Source organism: Pantoea sp. 1.19, from assembly GCF_001922585.1.
GTDB lineage: Bacteria > Pseudomonadota > Gammaproteobacteria > Enterobacterales > Enterobacteriaceae > 1-19.
Genome location: NZ_MRBS01000003.1, coordinates 39,990 through 53,439, shown reverse-complemented (window position 1 = coordinate 53,439; position 13,450 = coordinate 39,990). Strand labels below are relative to the sequence as shown.

13 protein-coding genes are annotated in these 13,450 nt (G+C 59.6%); 7 read left to right on the top strand and 6 right to left on the bottom strand.

What is annotated here, in order from left to right; translation table 11 throughout:
- Positions 1-30 precede the first annotated feature (30 nt).
- The 4 genes from rpmI to BS626_RS06860 all read right to left on the bottom strand — a co-directional run bounded on the left by rpmI (position 31) and on the right by BS626_RS06860 (position 3,810).
- On the bottom strand, positions 31-228 hold the full coding sequence (rpmI, locus tag BS626_RS06875) for a 50S ribosomal protein L35 (protein WP_075182080.1): 198 nt from the start codon (positions 226-228) through the stop codon (positions 31-33).
- A 100-nt stretch (positions 229-328) separates the two neighbouring features.
- Positions 329-868 (bottom strand): translation initiation factor IF-3, encoded by a 540-nt coding sequence (infC, locus tag BS626_RS06870; RefSeq protein ID WP_075181660.1) that lies wholly within the window; start codon positions 866-868, stop codon positions 329-331.
- A 3-nt stretch (positions 869-871) separates the two neighbouring features.
- Positions 872-2,800: a threonine--tRNA ligase gene (gene thrS / locus BS626_RS06865; protein WP_075181659.1), complete on the bottom strand. Its 1,929-nt coding sequence runs from the start codon at positions 2,798-2,800 to the stop codon at positions 872-874.
- A gap of 254 nt (positions 2,801-3,054) precedes the next feature.
- The gene (locus BS626_RS06860) at positions 3,055-3,810 is read right to left on the bottom strand and encodes a YdiY family protein (protein WP_075181658.1); all 756 of its coding nucleotides are present in this window, start codon (positions 3,808-3,810) and stop codon (positions 3,055-3,057) included.
- 290 nt (positions 3,811-4,100) lie between these two features.
- Here BS626_RS06860 and ghoS point away from each other — a divergent pair, with 290 nt between their 5' ends.
- Positions 4,101-4,412: a type V toxin-antitoxin system endoribonuclease antitoxin GhoS gene (gene ghoS / locus BS626_RS06855; protein ID WP_075181657.1), complete on the top strand. Its 312-nt coding sequence runs from the start codon at positions 4,101-4,103 to the stop codon at positions 4,410-4,412.
- Positions 4,413-4,503: 91 nt separating this feature from the next.
- A complete protein-coding gene (locus tag BS626_RS06850; RefSeq protein ID WP_075181656.1) occupies positions 4,504-5,400 on the top strand; it encodes a fructosamine kinase family protein in 897 nt (298 codons plus the stop codon).
- A gap of 10 nt (positions 5,401-5,410) precedes the next feature.
- Here BS626_RS06850 and BS626_RS06845 read toward each other — a convergent pair whose 3' ends face one another.
- Positions 5,411-5,953 carry a YniB family protein gene (locus tag BS626_RS06845; RefSeq protein ID WP_075181655.1) on the bottom strand — a complete coding sequence of 181 codons (543 nt, stop codon included), beginning with the start codon at positions 5,951-5,953 and terminating at the stop codon, positions 5,411-5,413.
- A gap of 157 nt (positions 5,954-6,110) precedes the next feature.
- Between BS626_RS06845 and hxpB the strand changes: the two genes are divergently transcribed.
- The 4 genes from hxpB (at position 6,111) to katE (ending at position 11,433) form a co-directional block, all read left to right on the top strand.
- A complete protein-coding gene (hxpB, locus tag BS626_RS06840; RefSeq protein ID WP_075181654.1) occupies positions 6,111-6,779 on the top strand; it encodes a hexitol phosphatase HxpB in 669 nt (222 codons plus the stop codon).
- A gap of 134 nt (positions 6,780-6,913) precedes the next feature.
- Positions 6,914-7,489: a metal-dependent hydrolase gene (locus BS626_RS06835; protein WP_075181653.1), complete on the top strand. Its 576-nt coding sequence runs from the start codon at positions 6,914-6,916 to the stop codon at positions 7,487-7,489.
- Positions 7,490-7,665: 176 nt separating this feature from the next.
- Positions 7,666-9,063 (top strand): L-cystine transporter, encoded by a 1,398-nt coding sequence (locus BS626_RS06830; RefSeq protein ID WP_075181652.1) that lies wholly within the window; start codon positions 7,666-7,668, stop codon positions 9,061-9,063.
- 117 nt (positions 9,064-9,180) lie between these two features.
- Positions 9,181-11,433 carry a catalase HPII gene (gene katE / locus BS626_RS06825; protein ID WP_075181651.1) on the top strand — a complete coding sequence of 751 codons (2,253 nt, stop codon included), beginning with the start codon at positions 9,181-9,183 and terminating at the stop codon, positions 11,431-11,433.
- 258 nt (positions 11,434-11,691) lie between these two features.
- Here the strand turns inward: katE and osmE are convergent, their stop codons facing one another.
- Positions 11,692-12,030, bottom strand: a complete 339-nt coding sequence (osmE, locus tag BS626_RS06820; protein WP_075181650.1) for an osmotically-inducible lipoprotein OsmE — start codon at positions 12,028-12,030, stop codon at positions 11,692-11,694.
- A gap of 204 nt (positions 12,031-12,234) precedes the next feature.
- Between osmE and BS626_RS06815 the strand changes: the two genes are divergently transcribed.
- Positions 12,235-13,425: a multidrug effflux MFS transporter gene (locus BS626_RS06815; RefSeq protein WP_075181649.1), complete on the top strand. Its 1,191-nt coding sequence runs from the start codon at positions 12,235-12,237 to the stop codon at positions 13,423-13,425.
- Positions 13,426-13,450: the final 25 nt, after the last annotated feature.

The following is a 13,450-nucleotide window of genomic DNA, read 5'->3' as shown; positions in this document are numbered from 1 at the left end:
GCGTCAGCCAGCGGGGAGAAAAAAATTAACTTAAGCGTACGGCAGGCAGGCAATAACCAGACCCAGATCGCCTTTAGACACCATGCCTTTCGGACGCAGGTGACGTTTACGCTTCGTTGATTTCTTGGTCAGAATGTGACGCAGGTTGGCGTGCTTACGCTTAAATCCACCGCCACCGGTTTTTTTAAAGCGCTTCGCTGCACCACGTACAGTTTTAATCTTTGGCATGTTAAAAATATCCACTTCGCATTGTTAATAAAACGAAACAACGGGCGAGTCGAAGACCGCACGGCACGCGACCGCGCGGCTTCAACTGCTTGTTTGCCCGTTATTTCTTCTTCGGGGCGAGCACCATGATCATCTGGCGGCCTTCGATCTTCGAGGGGAAGGATTCGACCACGGCCAGTTCACTCAGATCGTCTTTGACGCGGTTTAACACTTCAATGCCGATCTGCTGGTGCGCCATTTCACGACCGCGAAAACGCAGCGTGATCTTGGCTTTATCACCCTCTTCCAGAAAACGAATCAGGCTGCGGAGTTTTACCTGATAGTCGCCTTCGTCTGTACCAGGGCGGAATTTAATTTCCTTCACCTGGATAACTTTTTGTTTCTTCTTCTGTTCCTTAGAAGATTTACTCTTTTCATAGAGGAATTTGCCGTAATCCATGATGCGGCAAACCGGCGGTTCGGCGTTAGGGCTGATCTCGACCAGATCGACACCTGCTTCTGCCGCTTTCTCAAGCGCTTCATTCAGGCTGACAATACCGATTGGTTCGCCATCGACACCGGTCAAGCGTACCTCTGTTGCACGGATTTCGCCGTTGATTCGGTTAGGACGCGTTGGTTGAACTCGTTTTCCGCCTTTAATACCTTATTCCTCCAATTGATGAAGATTGCGGCTGCTAATCTCTTGCTGCAGCGCTGCGATCAGTTCATTAACGTCCATGCTCCCGAGGTCTTTACCGCGGCGGGTGCGCACGGCCACTTTGCCTGCTTCCACCTCTTTGTCACCGCAAACCAGCATGTAGGGAACACGACGTAATGTATGCTCGCGGATTTTAAAGCCAATCTTCTCGTTTCTCAAGTCCGCTTTTACACGAATGCCCGCTTTCTGCAATTTTCGCGTCAATTCGTTGACGTAATCGGACTGGCTATCGGTGATATTCATCACCACCACTTGCACCGGCGCCAACCACGTTGGGAAGAAACCGGCAAATTCTTCGGTCAGGATGCCGATGAAGCGCTCAACAGAACCGAGGATCGCACGGTGAATCATCACCGGAGTCTGACGGTCATTGTTTTCGCCTACGTAGGTGGCATCCAGGCGCTTCGGCAGCGAGAAATCGAGCTGCACGGTGCCACACTGCCAGGCACGATCGAGGCAATCATACAGCGTGAACTCGATTTTCGGACCGTAAAAGGCGCCCTCTCCCGGCTGGTAGTCAAACGGGATGTTGTTCTCTTCCAGCGCCGCGGCCAGGTCCGCCTCCGCCCGATCCCAGGCCTCATCGGTACCGATGCGCTTTTCCGGGCGGGTGGAGAGTTTCACCACGATTTTCTCGAAGCCAAAGGTGGTGTACATGTCATACACCATGCGGATGCAGCCGTTCACTTCATCACGCACCTGATCTTCCGTACAGAAAATGTGGGCATCGTCCTGAGTAAAGCCACGCACGCGCATCAGCCCGTGCAGCGCGCCAGAAGGCTCGTTCCGATGACAGCTGCCAAACTCTGCCATACGCAGCGGCAGGTCGCGATAGGATTTTAGCCCCTGGTTGAAAATTTGCACGTGCCCGGGACAGTTCATTGGCTTAATGCAGTATTCCCGGTTCTCTGAAGAGGTGGTGAACATCGCATCTTTATAGTTCTCCCAGTGCCCGGTTTTCTCCCACAGCACCCGGTCCATCATGAACGGACCCTTAACTTCCTGATAGTCGTACTCTTTCAGCTTGGTCCGTACAAACACTTCCAGCTCGCGGAAAATGGTCCAGCCGTCGTTATGCCAGAACACCATGCCCGGCGCCTCTTCCTGCATATGGTAGAGATCGAGCTGCTTACCGATTTTACGGTGATCGCGCTTGGCCGCCTCTTCCAGACGCTGAAGATACGCATTCAGCTGCTTCTTATCCGCCCAGGCCGTTCCGTAAATGCGCTGCAGCATCTTATTGTTGCTGTCACCGCGCCAGTAAGCGCCGGAAATTTTCTGCAATCGAAAGTGGTGGCAAAAACGCATGTTTGGCACGTGCGGGCCGCGGCACATGTCCACGTACTCTTCGTGATGATAGAGTCCGGGACGATCATCGCGGCGGATATTCTCGTCAAGAATGGCCATTTTATAGGTTTCACCGCGCGCGGCAAATGCATCGCGCGCTTCCTGCCAGCTCACCTTCTTCTTGATGACCTCATAGTTGGTCTCGGCCAGCTGGTGCATCCGCTTCTCCAACACCTCGAGGTCCTCCTGCGTCAGCGCACGGTCAATGTCGACATCATAATAGAAGCCGTTATCGATAACCGGGCCAATGGCCATCCGCGTATCCGGCCACAGCTGCTTGATGGCGTGACCCAGCAAATGCGCACAGGAGTGGCGGATAATCTCCAGTCCGGCATCGTCTTTGGCGGTTATGATCGCCACGTGGGCATCTTCAGCGATTGGATCGACGGCGTCGACCAGGTCACCATTCACGCGTCCGGCAATGCAGGCTTTCGCCAGCCCGGGACCGATGTCCTGAGCGATATCCATGACCGAGACGGGATGATCAAACTGACGCTGGCTTCCATCAGGAAGCGTAATTACTGGCATGTTACATCCTTAATTGCAGTGGTAACCCCTACGTAAGGCTACGTACAAGAGCGAGTCGTGAATTTAAACGCGGGTTATCGCATCTGTTTGGCTCACTGTTGCCGAATAGGTTCATAACCCGAAACAGACTTCAGGGCCGACGGAGCAGCATCCTGAAGAGGGTAGTCTACACATAAATAGCGGAGGGATAAAGAAACGGGCGTCGTTGGCTCAGGAAGTGAACGGCCGCCGCCAGCGGCGACGGCCCGCCCGGTTTACATGGCGTAAGAGAGCGAAATGGTCGTACGGGTATCAGTGTGGTCCGGTGCCGAAGCCGGTGGTTTCGTGTTGTATGTCACGTTGTAAGCCAGTTTCAGCGCAAAACGATCGTTAATACCGACCTGCAAACCGGTCTCGGAGTTGACGGTCGTATCTTCCGCGCCCAGTACCGATACGCCCTGCACAAAGCGGGTATTATCGGTCAGCTGCCACTGATAGCTCAGCGCACCGTAGCCCAGTGCCTGAGTCTGATGACCACCTTCATGGAATTCATCGTAACGCACGCCGGGGCCGGCTTCCACGCGCAGCGAGTGCACCGGTCCGTTGAGGATCTGGCGACCATAACCGGCCGCGGCATAGGTACGACCGTCGTAACCGTTGAAGCGATCGCTCAGCCAGCTCGCCTGACCAAACAGGTAGTTGCGATCGTCCATGTTATAACGGGTACGCCCTCCCACCTGATAGGTCTCTGAAGAACGTTCATCATTAGATGAGGTGTTCGCCGCGCTGCCCCACAGGCTGTACGCCATCTGGGATTGATACCAGGTCGCGTTCAGGTTAGCGGTGGCCGATGAGCTTTTTGTGTTACCTGACTGCGCCATGTAACCGGCGGCGGCATTACCTTCAAATGGTTTTTTGGCCGTGGACGGATCGTCCATGACGGTAAACACATTGTTATCTGCCAGCGCCATCGAACTGAACACGGAAGCAGAGAGCAGAAGCAGAGCGGGGAACTTGTATTGCGCTTTCATTACATTGTGGCCTTAGCAACAGTTTCAAAGGGGTGAGTCTGAAAGAGAACCTTCTTGGAATCAAGACCATGCAGGGCAAGCGCCGTCGTGAAATTTAACACTTTATGTTACTACCAACATGGCCGGTGCCGCCCTCAGGGTGGACTGAACCGATTACCGCGGCGCATTATAGAGAGTCGTAACGTGAATTACATCACACCGCGCTGATAATTTTTTGCACAGCATCATTAACCTGTAAACGTTACTTTTTTGACTATGCTAACAGGGATGAAAAAACAACGAGGTAAATCATGAGTGAGGAAAACATCGCCCGTTATGTGGTAACACTGCGCTATGAAGGCGGTAATCTGAATGACCTGAATAACCTGACCAGCGTCTTCACGCTGGCCCACTACAGCACGCGAATGACCGACGACGACGGTAAAACCTGGGAGCTGGGTACGAACAGCTTTGGTATCACCAGCGGACAGGATGCGGAGACGCTACGCAGCCACGCCGCCGGACTGGCTGAATCAGCGCTGCACCGCGAAGTGCAGGTCGAGGTGCAGCCCTGGGAGCGCTGGTTACAGAAATGCCCCCCTGAAGGGCTTGTCATGGGGTAAAAGTTGCGCTTAGCTGTGAACAAACACGGGTTTTACTGTCGTCTTGACGCGTCAGGTCACTGCGTACACTGCGAAAAGAGGAGTAACCGGTATGTGGTCAGCCATCAGTCAGATTCTCAGCGAGAAGTTCGGCAGCGCAACCATTGTGTCGCGCAAAAAGCTGCAGCGCGGCGATGTGCATCCGGCATGGCATATTCGCTTCGGCGAGCGCGATGTTTTTGTCAAAAGCAATCAGCGTGAGATGCGTGAACTGTTCAGCTGGGAAGCGGATCAGCTGGCGCTGCTGGCGCGGACGCACACTGTCAACGTGCCTGAAGTGTATGGCGTCGGTGAGGACAAAGAGCACAGTTTCCTGCTGCTCTCCTGGCATGACGCCCTGCCGCTTGATGCGCAGGCCGGTCATCACCTTGGAGCCCAGCTGGCCCGGCTTCATCAGTGGAGCGATCAGCCGCAGTTCGGCCTCGATTTTGACAATAACATCACCACCACGCCGCAGCCTAACGGCTGGCTCAAACGCTGGTCGGTCTTTTTCGCCGAGCAGCGGATTGGCTGGCAGCTGCAGCTGGCGGAGGAGAAAGGCATCCGCTACGGGAACGCCGATTTGATTGTGCAATGCGTTCAGGCGCTCCTCGCCAGCCATCATCCTCAGCCCTCACTGCTGCACGGCGATCTCTGGCCGGCTAACTGCGCCGGAGGCGCGCACGGCCCGTGGGTGTGCGATCCGGCCTGCTACTGGGGCGATCGGGAGTGCGATTTGGCGATGCTGCCGCGCTTCCATGATCTGCCGGTCGCGGCAATCATGGCAGGATACCAATCGGTAAACCCGCTGCCGGAGGGCTATGCGCGGCGTCAGACCGTCTATCAGCTCTACTACCTGCTGAACCGGGCTAACGTCTTCGGCGGTGAATGGCTGGATGCCGCGCAGTGTGCGATTGGCGATCTGCTCGACGCTGAACCACTGGGAGAGCGCCAGGCCAGGCCGGCCTGACGCCCGGGCATCAGGGCAGAAAGCCGACAAGCTTCAGGATGAAATAGCCCACGGCGGCGATCAGCAGCGGCAGGATATACAGCGGAAAAAACTGCAGCAGGATAGTATGCCGCGGCAGCACTATTTTTGCTTCCAGCTCGTCGCGGCTGCGCCCTTCACTGCCCTTTGCGCGCTCGAGGATCAACTGGTCTTCAATGCCCTCGCGCACGTGGCGGGCCTGGCGACTCATCCGCGCGCCGGAGGCGGTCAGCGCCAGACCGACAAAAATCAGAAAATAGACCAGCCAGAAGCCGACGTTGGCCGCCGTGCGAAAATCCGGCACCGGAGAGTGCTGCCACAGCGGCGCCAGAAACGGCGTATTAAACCTGATCATCTCCACCATCACGCGAATAAAATCCAGCAGCACGGCGTCGAGCCCCTGCAGCGGATGCTGGCTACGCTGATATAAAAAGCCGAGCAGCGACACGGTGGTCGACAGCAGCGCAATCAAAAACAGCCCCCAACCGGCCAACCGCTTTACCACTGCGATCCTGCTCGCCTGTTGATAAGTCATCGTAATTCCTCTCCAGATTTCAGTGGCTGTAAGTCTACCCGCAGTTAGCCCATCACGCCTGAAAAATCGCTCTTTTTTGCCCACGGGAGCACGGCGCATGCCTTCCCCCCGGCGGACATGTTACAGTAAAGCCTCTCTTCCCAAACAGGAACGTCGCATGCGTTATCATCTGCCTTGTGAAGCCGCCATTTTTGATATGGATGGTCTGCTGATTGACTCCGAGCCTCTGTGGGAGCGTGCCGAAGAGGAGGTGCTGGGTGAACTGGGCGTTGATCTGCGCTGCCGCGACCGGCTGCCGGAAACCACCGGCGTGCGTATCGATCAGGTCGTGGCGATGTGGTACGCCGTCTCGCCCTGGCGCGGCCCGTCGTGCGAAGCGGTGACCGAGCAGATCAGCGCCCGCACCCTGGCGCTGATACAGGCAGCCCGCCCGCTCATGCCCGGAGTCCATCATGCGCTTGACCTGTGCGCGGCGCAGGGGCTGAAAATCGGCCTTGCGTCCGCCTCGCCGCTGGCGATGATTGAGCAGGTGCTGACGCTGTTCGCGCTGCGCGATCGCTTTGCCTTTCTTGCCTCGGCAGACACGCTGCCGCTGAGCAAGCCGCATCCGCAGGTCTATCTTAACGCCGCCGCCGGGCTGGGGATCGATCCGCAGCGCTGCGTGGCGCTGGAGGACTCGCTGACCGGCATGGTGGCGGTCAAGGCTGCCCGCATGCGCGCCATTGTGGTTCCTGCCGCGGCGCAGCGTACCGATCCGCGCTGGGTGCTGGCCGAGGTCAGGCTCAGCCAGCTTTGCGCGCTTCGCGCCGCGGATCTGCACGGCTAAAGGCCGCAACGGCCGCCCGCGCGGGCGGCTGCCGGGAAAAGCAGCAGATAACTTTAGTTACAGTGTAACCACTTCAAACCACTGGATAAATTCCCTATACTGGATGGATTACCAGAATCCTCCAGGAATCCGCGATGACCGCCGAAGGCCACGTTATCTTTGCCCTGGCCAGCGCCATCTTCGCCGGGCGCGCTGAGCTGACCCCTGAACTGGCCAATGGCGACTGGTGGCACATTATCCCGGCAGCGCTGTTAACCTGCCTGTTACCGGATATTGATCACCCCAAATCCCTGCTCGGCCAGCGGCTGAAGTGGTTATCAAAGCCTATCGCGCGCATCTTTGGCCACCGTGGTTTCACCCACAGCCTGCTGGCCGTCGCCGGCGGGGTGTTTCTGTTAAAAGTGAAGCTGCCTGCCGACAGCTGGCTGCCCCCCGATGCCCTGCAGGGGATGGTCGTCGGCTACCTCAGTCATATCATTGCCGACATGCTCACCCCCGCCGGAGTGCCGCTGCTGTGGCCGTGCCGCTGGCGCTTTCGCCTGCCGCTGCTCAACAGCCAGCGCGGCAATCAGCTGGAACGGGTATTGTGCAGCGCGCTGGTCGCCTGGTCGCTGTGGTTCAGCCCCGGCACTCCGCCGTTCGGCACTACCGCCTGGCCAGAGCAGACGCTGACCGCACTTCATGACACGTTTAACCGGCTAATCAGGTAGCACATCGCTCAGTCAGTGTACAAATTCACGCGTTCGGTTATAAGCCATACTTTTTGGATATAAGTCGCCCACGGGGCGAACTGATACCATGCGCGAACTGTTACGCTGCTGGCGTAATTTATCATCACAAGATGCCCGCTTGCGTCAGGCGAGACGGGCGCTAAGGAGAACTGGGGATGAATCTGCCGTTGATTCTGAATATCGTCGCGTTTGTCGCGCTACTGCTGCTGTTGGCGCGTACCGCGCGCGCTGACTGGAGCCTGTCAAAAAAAGTCCTTGCCGGCCTGGTGGTCGGCGTGCTGTTCGGTCTGGCACTGCATACCGTGTACGGCGCCGACAATCCGGTGCTGAAAACCTCGATCAGCTGGTTTAACATCGTCGGCAATGGTTACGTCCAGCTGCTGCAAATGATCATTATGCCGCTGGTTTTTGCCTCTATTCTCAGCGCGGTGGCGCGCCTGCACAACGCCTCCTCGTTGGGTAAAATCAGCATTCTGACCATCGGCGTGCTGCTGTTTACAACGGCAATTGCCGCCGCGGTAGGCATTTTCGTTACCTGGCTGTTTGGCCTTAATGCCAGTGGTCTGGTGCAGGGTGCTCAGGAGAGCGCGCGTCTGGCGGCGATTCAGAGCAACTACGCAGGCAAAGTGGCGGATCTCACTGCGCCGCAGCTGCTGCTGTCATTTATTCCGAAAAATCCGTTTGCCGATCTGACCGGCGCCAGCCCGACCTCCATCATCAGCGTGGTAATCTTTGCCGCCTTCCTGGGCGTCGCGGCGCTTCAGCTGCTGAAAGACGATGCCGGTAAAGGTGAACGCGTGCTGGCGGCGATCGATACCCTGCAGGCCTGGGTGATGAAGCTGGTCCGCCTGGTGATGAAGCTGACGCCGTATGGCGTGATGGCGCTGATGACGAAAGTGGTTGCCAGCTCTAATCTGCACGACATCATCAAGCTCGGCAGTTTTGTTATTGCCTCCTACCTGGGCCTGGCAATCATGTTCGCGGTACATGCGCTGCTGCTCTCCGTCAACGGCGTCAGCCCGCTGCGCTTCTTCCGTAAAGTCTGGCCGGTTATCACCTTCGCCTTCACCAGCCGCTCCAGTGCGGCCAGCATTCCGCTGAGCGTAGAAGCACAAACCCGTCGCCTCGGCGTACCGGAATCCATTGCCAGCTTCGCCGCCTCCTTCGGCGCGACCATCGGCCAGAACGGCTGTGCCGGTCTCTATCCGACGATGCTGGCGGTGATGGTGGCCCCCACGGTGGGCATTAACCCCTTTGATCCGCTGTGGATGGCCACCCTGATCGGAATCGTCACCCTGAGCTCCGCGGGGGTGGCCGGCGTCGGCGGCGGGGCCACCTTCGCCGCGCTGATCGTCCTGCCGACGATGGGGTTACCGGTCACGCTGGTGGCGCTGCTGATCTCCATTGAGCCGCTGATCGACATGGGCCGCACCGCGCTGAACGTGAACGGTTCGATGACTGCCGGCACCCTGACCAGCCAGTGGATGAAGCTCACCGATCGCCAGGTTATGAACACCGATAAAGAGGACGAGGCGGAACTGGCGCATCGCTAACGGTTCACGGCTTGTTACCCTTTCAGGGCGCCATAAGGCGCCCTTTTGCTGTCTGCCGGGGGGGATGTTCTATAGTTAAGTGACCTTGGTACCCGACGGCAACAGGAGCATCAGGCCATGTCGAAAGATAACGCGTTTACGCCCCCGCAGCACCCGGCCTCCGCCAGCGGCCCGGAATCCGCCAGGCCTGGAACGGACTCGCCGGTGCCGGCGGACGGTCCGCACCGTCCCGGCGCCCCGGGTAGCCAGCCCACCGCCCCCGACGGGCGCGGGGCCCCTGACGTCAGCTCGGCGAAGCTACAGGCGCTGGACACCTTTCGCCGCCGGAGCGAAAACCAGCCGCTCACCACGAATCAGGGCACCCGGATTGCCAACGATCAGCGTTCACTGCGCGCCGGGGTGCGCGGCCCGACCCTGCTGGAAGATTTTATCCTGCGGGAAAAACTCAGCCACTTTGGCCACGAGCGCATTCCGGAGCGGGTGGTGCACGCCCGCGGCGCGGCGGCCCACGGCTGGTTCCAGCCCTATCGTTCGCTGGCGACACTGACCCACGCCGATTTTTTGCGATCGCCAGAGCAAATCACGCCGGTATTTGTGCGTTTTTCCACCGCGACCGGCAGCGCCGGCTCCGCCGATACCGTGCGCGACATTCGCGGTTTTGCCACCAAGTTTTACACTGAGGAAGGGAATTTTGATCTGGTGGGCAACAGCACGCCGGTTTTTTTTATCCAGGACGCGCTTCAGTTTCCCGATTTTGTCCACGCCCTGAAGCCGGATCCGCGCAGTGAGATGCCGCAGGGACAAAGTGCGCACGACAGCTTCTGGGACTACGTCTCACTGCAGCCGGAAACGCTGCACAACGTGCTGTGGATGATGTCGGACCGCGGCATCCCGCGCAGCTACCGCACCATGGAGGGCTTTGGCATCCATACCTTTCGCATGATTAACGCCGCGGGCGACGCCACGCTGGTACGCTTTCACTGGAAGCCGGTGGCCGGCAAAGCCTCGCTGGTCTGGGATGAAGCCCAAAAGCTGGCCGGCTGCGATCCGGATTACCACCGCCGCGACCTGTGGGACGCAATCGAAGCCGGCGATTTTCCGGAATATGAGCTGGGCGTTCAGCGTATTCCGGAGGAGGACGCCTCGCGATTCGATTTCGACTTGCTGGACGCCACCAAGCTTATCCCCGAAGAGCTGGTGCCGGTCGAGCTGATTGGCAAAATGGTGCTCAACCGAAATCCGGATAACTATTTTGCCGAAACGGAGCAGGTAGCGTTTCACCCGGGCCACATCGTACCGGGGATCGATTTTACCCACGATCCTCTGCTGCAGGGGCGCCTGTTCGCCTACACCGATGCGCAAACCGGACGCCTGGGTGGCCCGAACGGCCACGAGCTGCCGATCAACCGGCCGCTCTGCCCATGGCATAACCACCAGCGGGCGGGGCGTCACCGCAGCGTCATCGACAGCGATCCGGTGAACTATCACCCTAACTCGATTAACGATAACTGGCCACGCGAAACGCCGCCTGGCCCGCACCGCGGCGGGTTTGCCAGCTACCCGGAGCGGAGCGAGGGCCTACCCACCCGCGAATCCAGTCCATCCTTTGGCGAATACTATTCGCAGCCGCGTCTGTTTTGGCACAGCCAGACGCCGGTTGAGCAGCAGCACATCGTCGACGCCTTCGCCTATGAACTGAGCAAAGTGCGCCGCCACGCTCTGCGCGAGCGGGTCGTGGGCGCGCTGGTACACATTGACGTGGGCCTGGCCCACGCGGTCGCTGAGCGACTGGGCATTCGCCTCGCAGATGATCTGCTGCACACCCTGCCGCCTAAGGACGTCAACGGCCTGCGCAAGGATGCCAGCCTGAGTCTGTACGCCATTCCCAGCGGCCACATTCGCGGTCGACAGGTCGCCATCGTGATTGATAACGGCGTCAGCGCGGCGGATCTGCTGGCGATGCTACAGGCGCTGCGCGCCGAAGGCGTGTATGCCAGGCTGGTGGCGCCGGGTCTGGGTGCGGTGACGGCCGATGACGGGTCGTCGGTCACGCCAGATGGCACCTTTAGCACTCTGCCGTCGCTGCTGTTTGACGCCGTGATGATGCCGGACGGTGACATGGAAGGGCTGTGGTTAAACGGCGCGGCCCGCTATTACCTGATGGAAGCCTACAAACACCTGAAGGTCATTGGCCTGAGCGGCGAAGCGCGCCGCTTCAAGGCCCCCTGGGGCCTTGCCGCAGGAGAAACCGAAGAGGGGGTGATCGAAGACAGCAAGGCGGAGGGCGTCCTGATGAGCGAATTCCTCTCCGCCCTCACCTGCCACCGCATCTGGTCGCGAAGCGCGCGTTCGCGGCTCATTCCGGCCTGATCCTCCGCGCGCGGCGCAGCGGGCAGCGCGCGCCGGTGGTTTACTCAGCCACCGCGGCGGAAAGCGCCGCGCGGGTGTGAGCGCCGGGCTGATGCGGGCGTCGGTCTGCCCGCCGCCGCCCCACGCGCAGCCGACCGGAGACGTCCTCCTGCCCGCCCGCCGCCGCCGGGCACGACGCGCGGGATTTTCGGGCGCCGTGCCCTCTTCGCGCGGGCGTAAAAAAAGCCACTGACGTGGCTTTTAGCGAACTGCAGACACTTACTTCTGTGGCACCTGCGGATCGGTATCGTACTCTTCACAGCTCTGGAAGCCGTAATTCATTACCCGACCGGTGTCGCTGTAGCTCACGAAATAGGTTTGCGCTTTACCATCGCGCTGGCCCAGCACGTAGGTCTGGCAGGTACCGCGCGCGTGCACCATGGTAATCTCCGTGGACGGCGCACCGGCAATCTGGCGAACCTGGTCACGGGTCATGCCTTTTTTCACATCTTTCACGACCGGCTTGGTGACATAGCTTTCTGCACGATCGTAAGCGGTACAGCCGGAAAGCAGTGCCAGCACCACTGCCGCACCTAAAAATCCTGTTACTTTTTTCATCATTATTCCTCTCACTGAGTCCATGTTCAGCATAAGCCTGGCGCAGGAATCATATTTTTTCAAATTATCCGCCTGTTTTCGCTCAAGGTTCCGCCAGCCGGCGCGCAGAAAGGGTGGGGTTAGGCGGTCAACTTACGTATAATTATGTCAACTTTTCGCATCCGCAGGCATATCACGGATGCGCGTTACCGTTTTAGAGGCTGTATGACCGCATCCACTCCCCACCGTTTAGGCTTTGCCATCGTCCTCGGTCTGCTGGCCGGACTGGGCCCGCTGTGTATCGATCTGTATCTGCCGGCCCTGCCGGCGCTGACCGCCGATTTACACACCGTCACGGCCACCGCGCAGCTCAGCCTCACCGCCGGACTGGCCGGCATTGGCCTTGGCCAGCTGCTGTTTGGCCCGCTGAGCGATAAATATGGCCGCCTGCGCCCGCTGCTGGCCTCGCTGCTGCTGTTCCTGCTCGCTTCGCTGGCCTGCGGCCTCGCGCAAAACATTGAACAGCTGCTGCTGGCGCGGCTGCTACAGGGGATGTTTGGCGCCGGAGGGGCAGTACTGTCGCGCGCCATGGCCCGGGACACCTACAGCGGTCACGATCTGACCAAATTTTTTGCGCTGCTGATGCTGGTTAACGGCCTGGCGCCTATCCTGGCGCCGGTGCTTGGCGGCGCGCTGCTCACCTTCCTCAGCTGGCGCGGGCTGTTTGCCGCGCTGTCGCTGATTGCGCTGGCGCTGCTGTTGATGGCCTGCCGCTTTCTGCGTGAGAGCCTGCCCGCGCCGCGGCGGCGTCAGGGATCCTTGCTCAGCACCTGGGCCGGACTGGGACCGGTACTGGCCAGCCGCACCTTTATGGGCTTCTGCCTGACCCAGGGGTGTGCGATGGCCGGTATGTTTGCCTACATCGGCGCTTCCCCCTTTGTGCTGCAGCTGATTTACGGCCTGTCGCCGCAGGCCTTTAGCTACTGCTTTGCCGCCAACGGCGCCGGGCTGATCATCGGCTCGCAGGCCGGCTCCCGATTGAGTGGGCTGTGGGGCGAATATCGCGTCCTGCGCGGCGCGCTGTGGCTGGCGCTCAGCGCCGCCGCGGCGCTATTGCTGACGGCCCTGCTGGCGGCACCGTTACCGCTGGTGCTGCTGGCGCTGTTCTGCGCCATTGGCAGCCTGGGCGCCATCGCCGTCAACGCATCGTCGCTGGCGATGCAGAGCCAGGGAGAGCGGGCAGGTAGCGCCTCGGCGCTGATTGGCGTCACCGGCTTTACTCTCGGCGGCGTGGCCGTCCCGCTAACCAGCCTTGGCGGCACCTCGCTGCTGAGCATGAGCCTGACGCTGTTTGGCTGCTACCTGCTGGCGATGCTGACATTCCGGCTGCTGGCGCGACAACCGACCGGCGCCTGACCTTTTGCCAGCGGCCATCCGGCAG

Coding starts and splice junctions, on each gene's coding strand:
- rpmI (WP_075182080.1), bottom strand. CDS start 228: ATGCCAAAGATTAAAACTGTACGTGGTGCAGCGAAGCGCTTTAAAAAA.
- thrS (WP_075181659.1), bottom strand. CDS start 2,800: ATGCCAGTAATTACGCTTCCTGATGGAAGCCAGCGTCAGTTTGATCAT.
- BS626_RS06860 (WP_075181658.1), bottom strand. CDS start 3,810: ATGAAAGCGCAATACAAGTTCCCCGCTCTGCTTCTGCTCTCTGCTTCC.
- ghoS (WP_075181657.1), top strand. CDS start 4,101: ATGAGTGAGGAAAACATCGCCCGTTATGTGGTAACACTGCGCTATGAA.
- BS626_RS06850 (WP_075181656.1), top strand. CDS start 4,504: ATGTGGTCAGCCATCAGTCAGATTCTCAGCGAGAAGTTCGGCAGCGCA.
- BS626_RS06845 (WP_075181655.1), bottom strand. CDS start 5,953: ATGACTTATCAACAGGCGAGCAGGATCGCAGTGGTAAAGCGGTTGGCC.
- hxpB (WP_075181654.1), top strand. CDS start 6,111: ATGCGTTATCATCTGCCTTGTGAAGCCGCCATTTTTGATATGGATGGT.
- BS626_RS06835 (WP_075181653.1), top strand. CDS start 6,914: ATGACCGCCGAAGGCCACGTTATCTTTGCCCTGGCCAGCGCCATCTTC.
- BS626_RS06830 (WP_075181652.1), top strand. CDS start 7,666: ATGAATCTGCCGTTGATTCTGAATATCGTCGCGTTTGTCGCGCTACTG.
- katE (WP_075181651.1), top strand. CDS start 9,181: ATGTCGAAAGATAACGCGTTTACGCCCCCGCAGCACCCGGCCTCCGCC.
- osmE (WP_075181650.1), bottom strand. CDS start 12,030: ATGAAAAAAGTAACAGGATTTTTAGGTGCGGCAGTGGTGCTGGCACTG.
- BS626_RS06815 (WP_075181649.1), top strand. CDS start 12,235: ATGACCGCATCCACTCCCCACCGTTTAGGCTTTGCCATCGTCCTCGGT.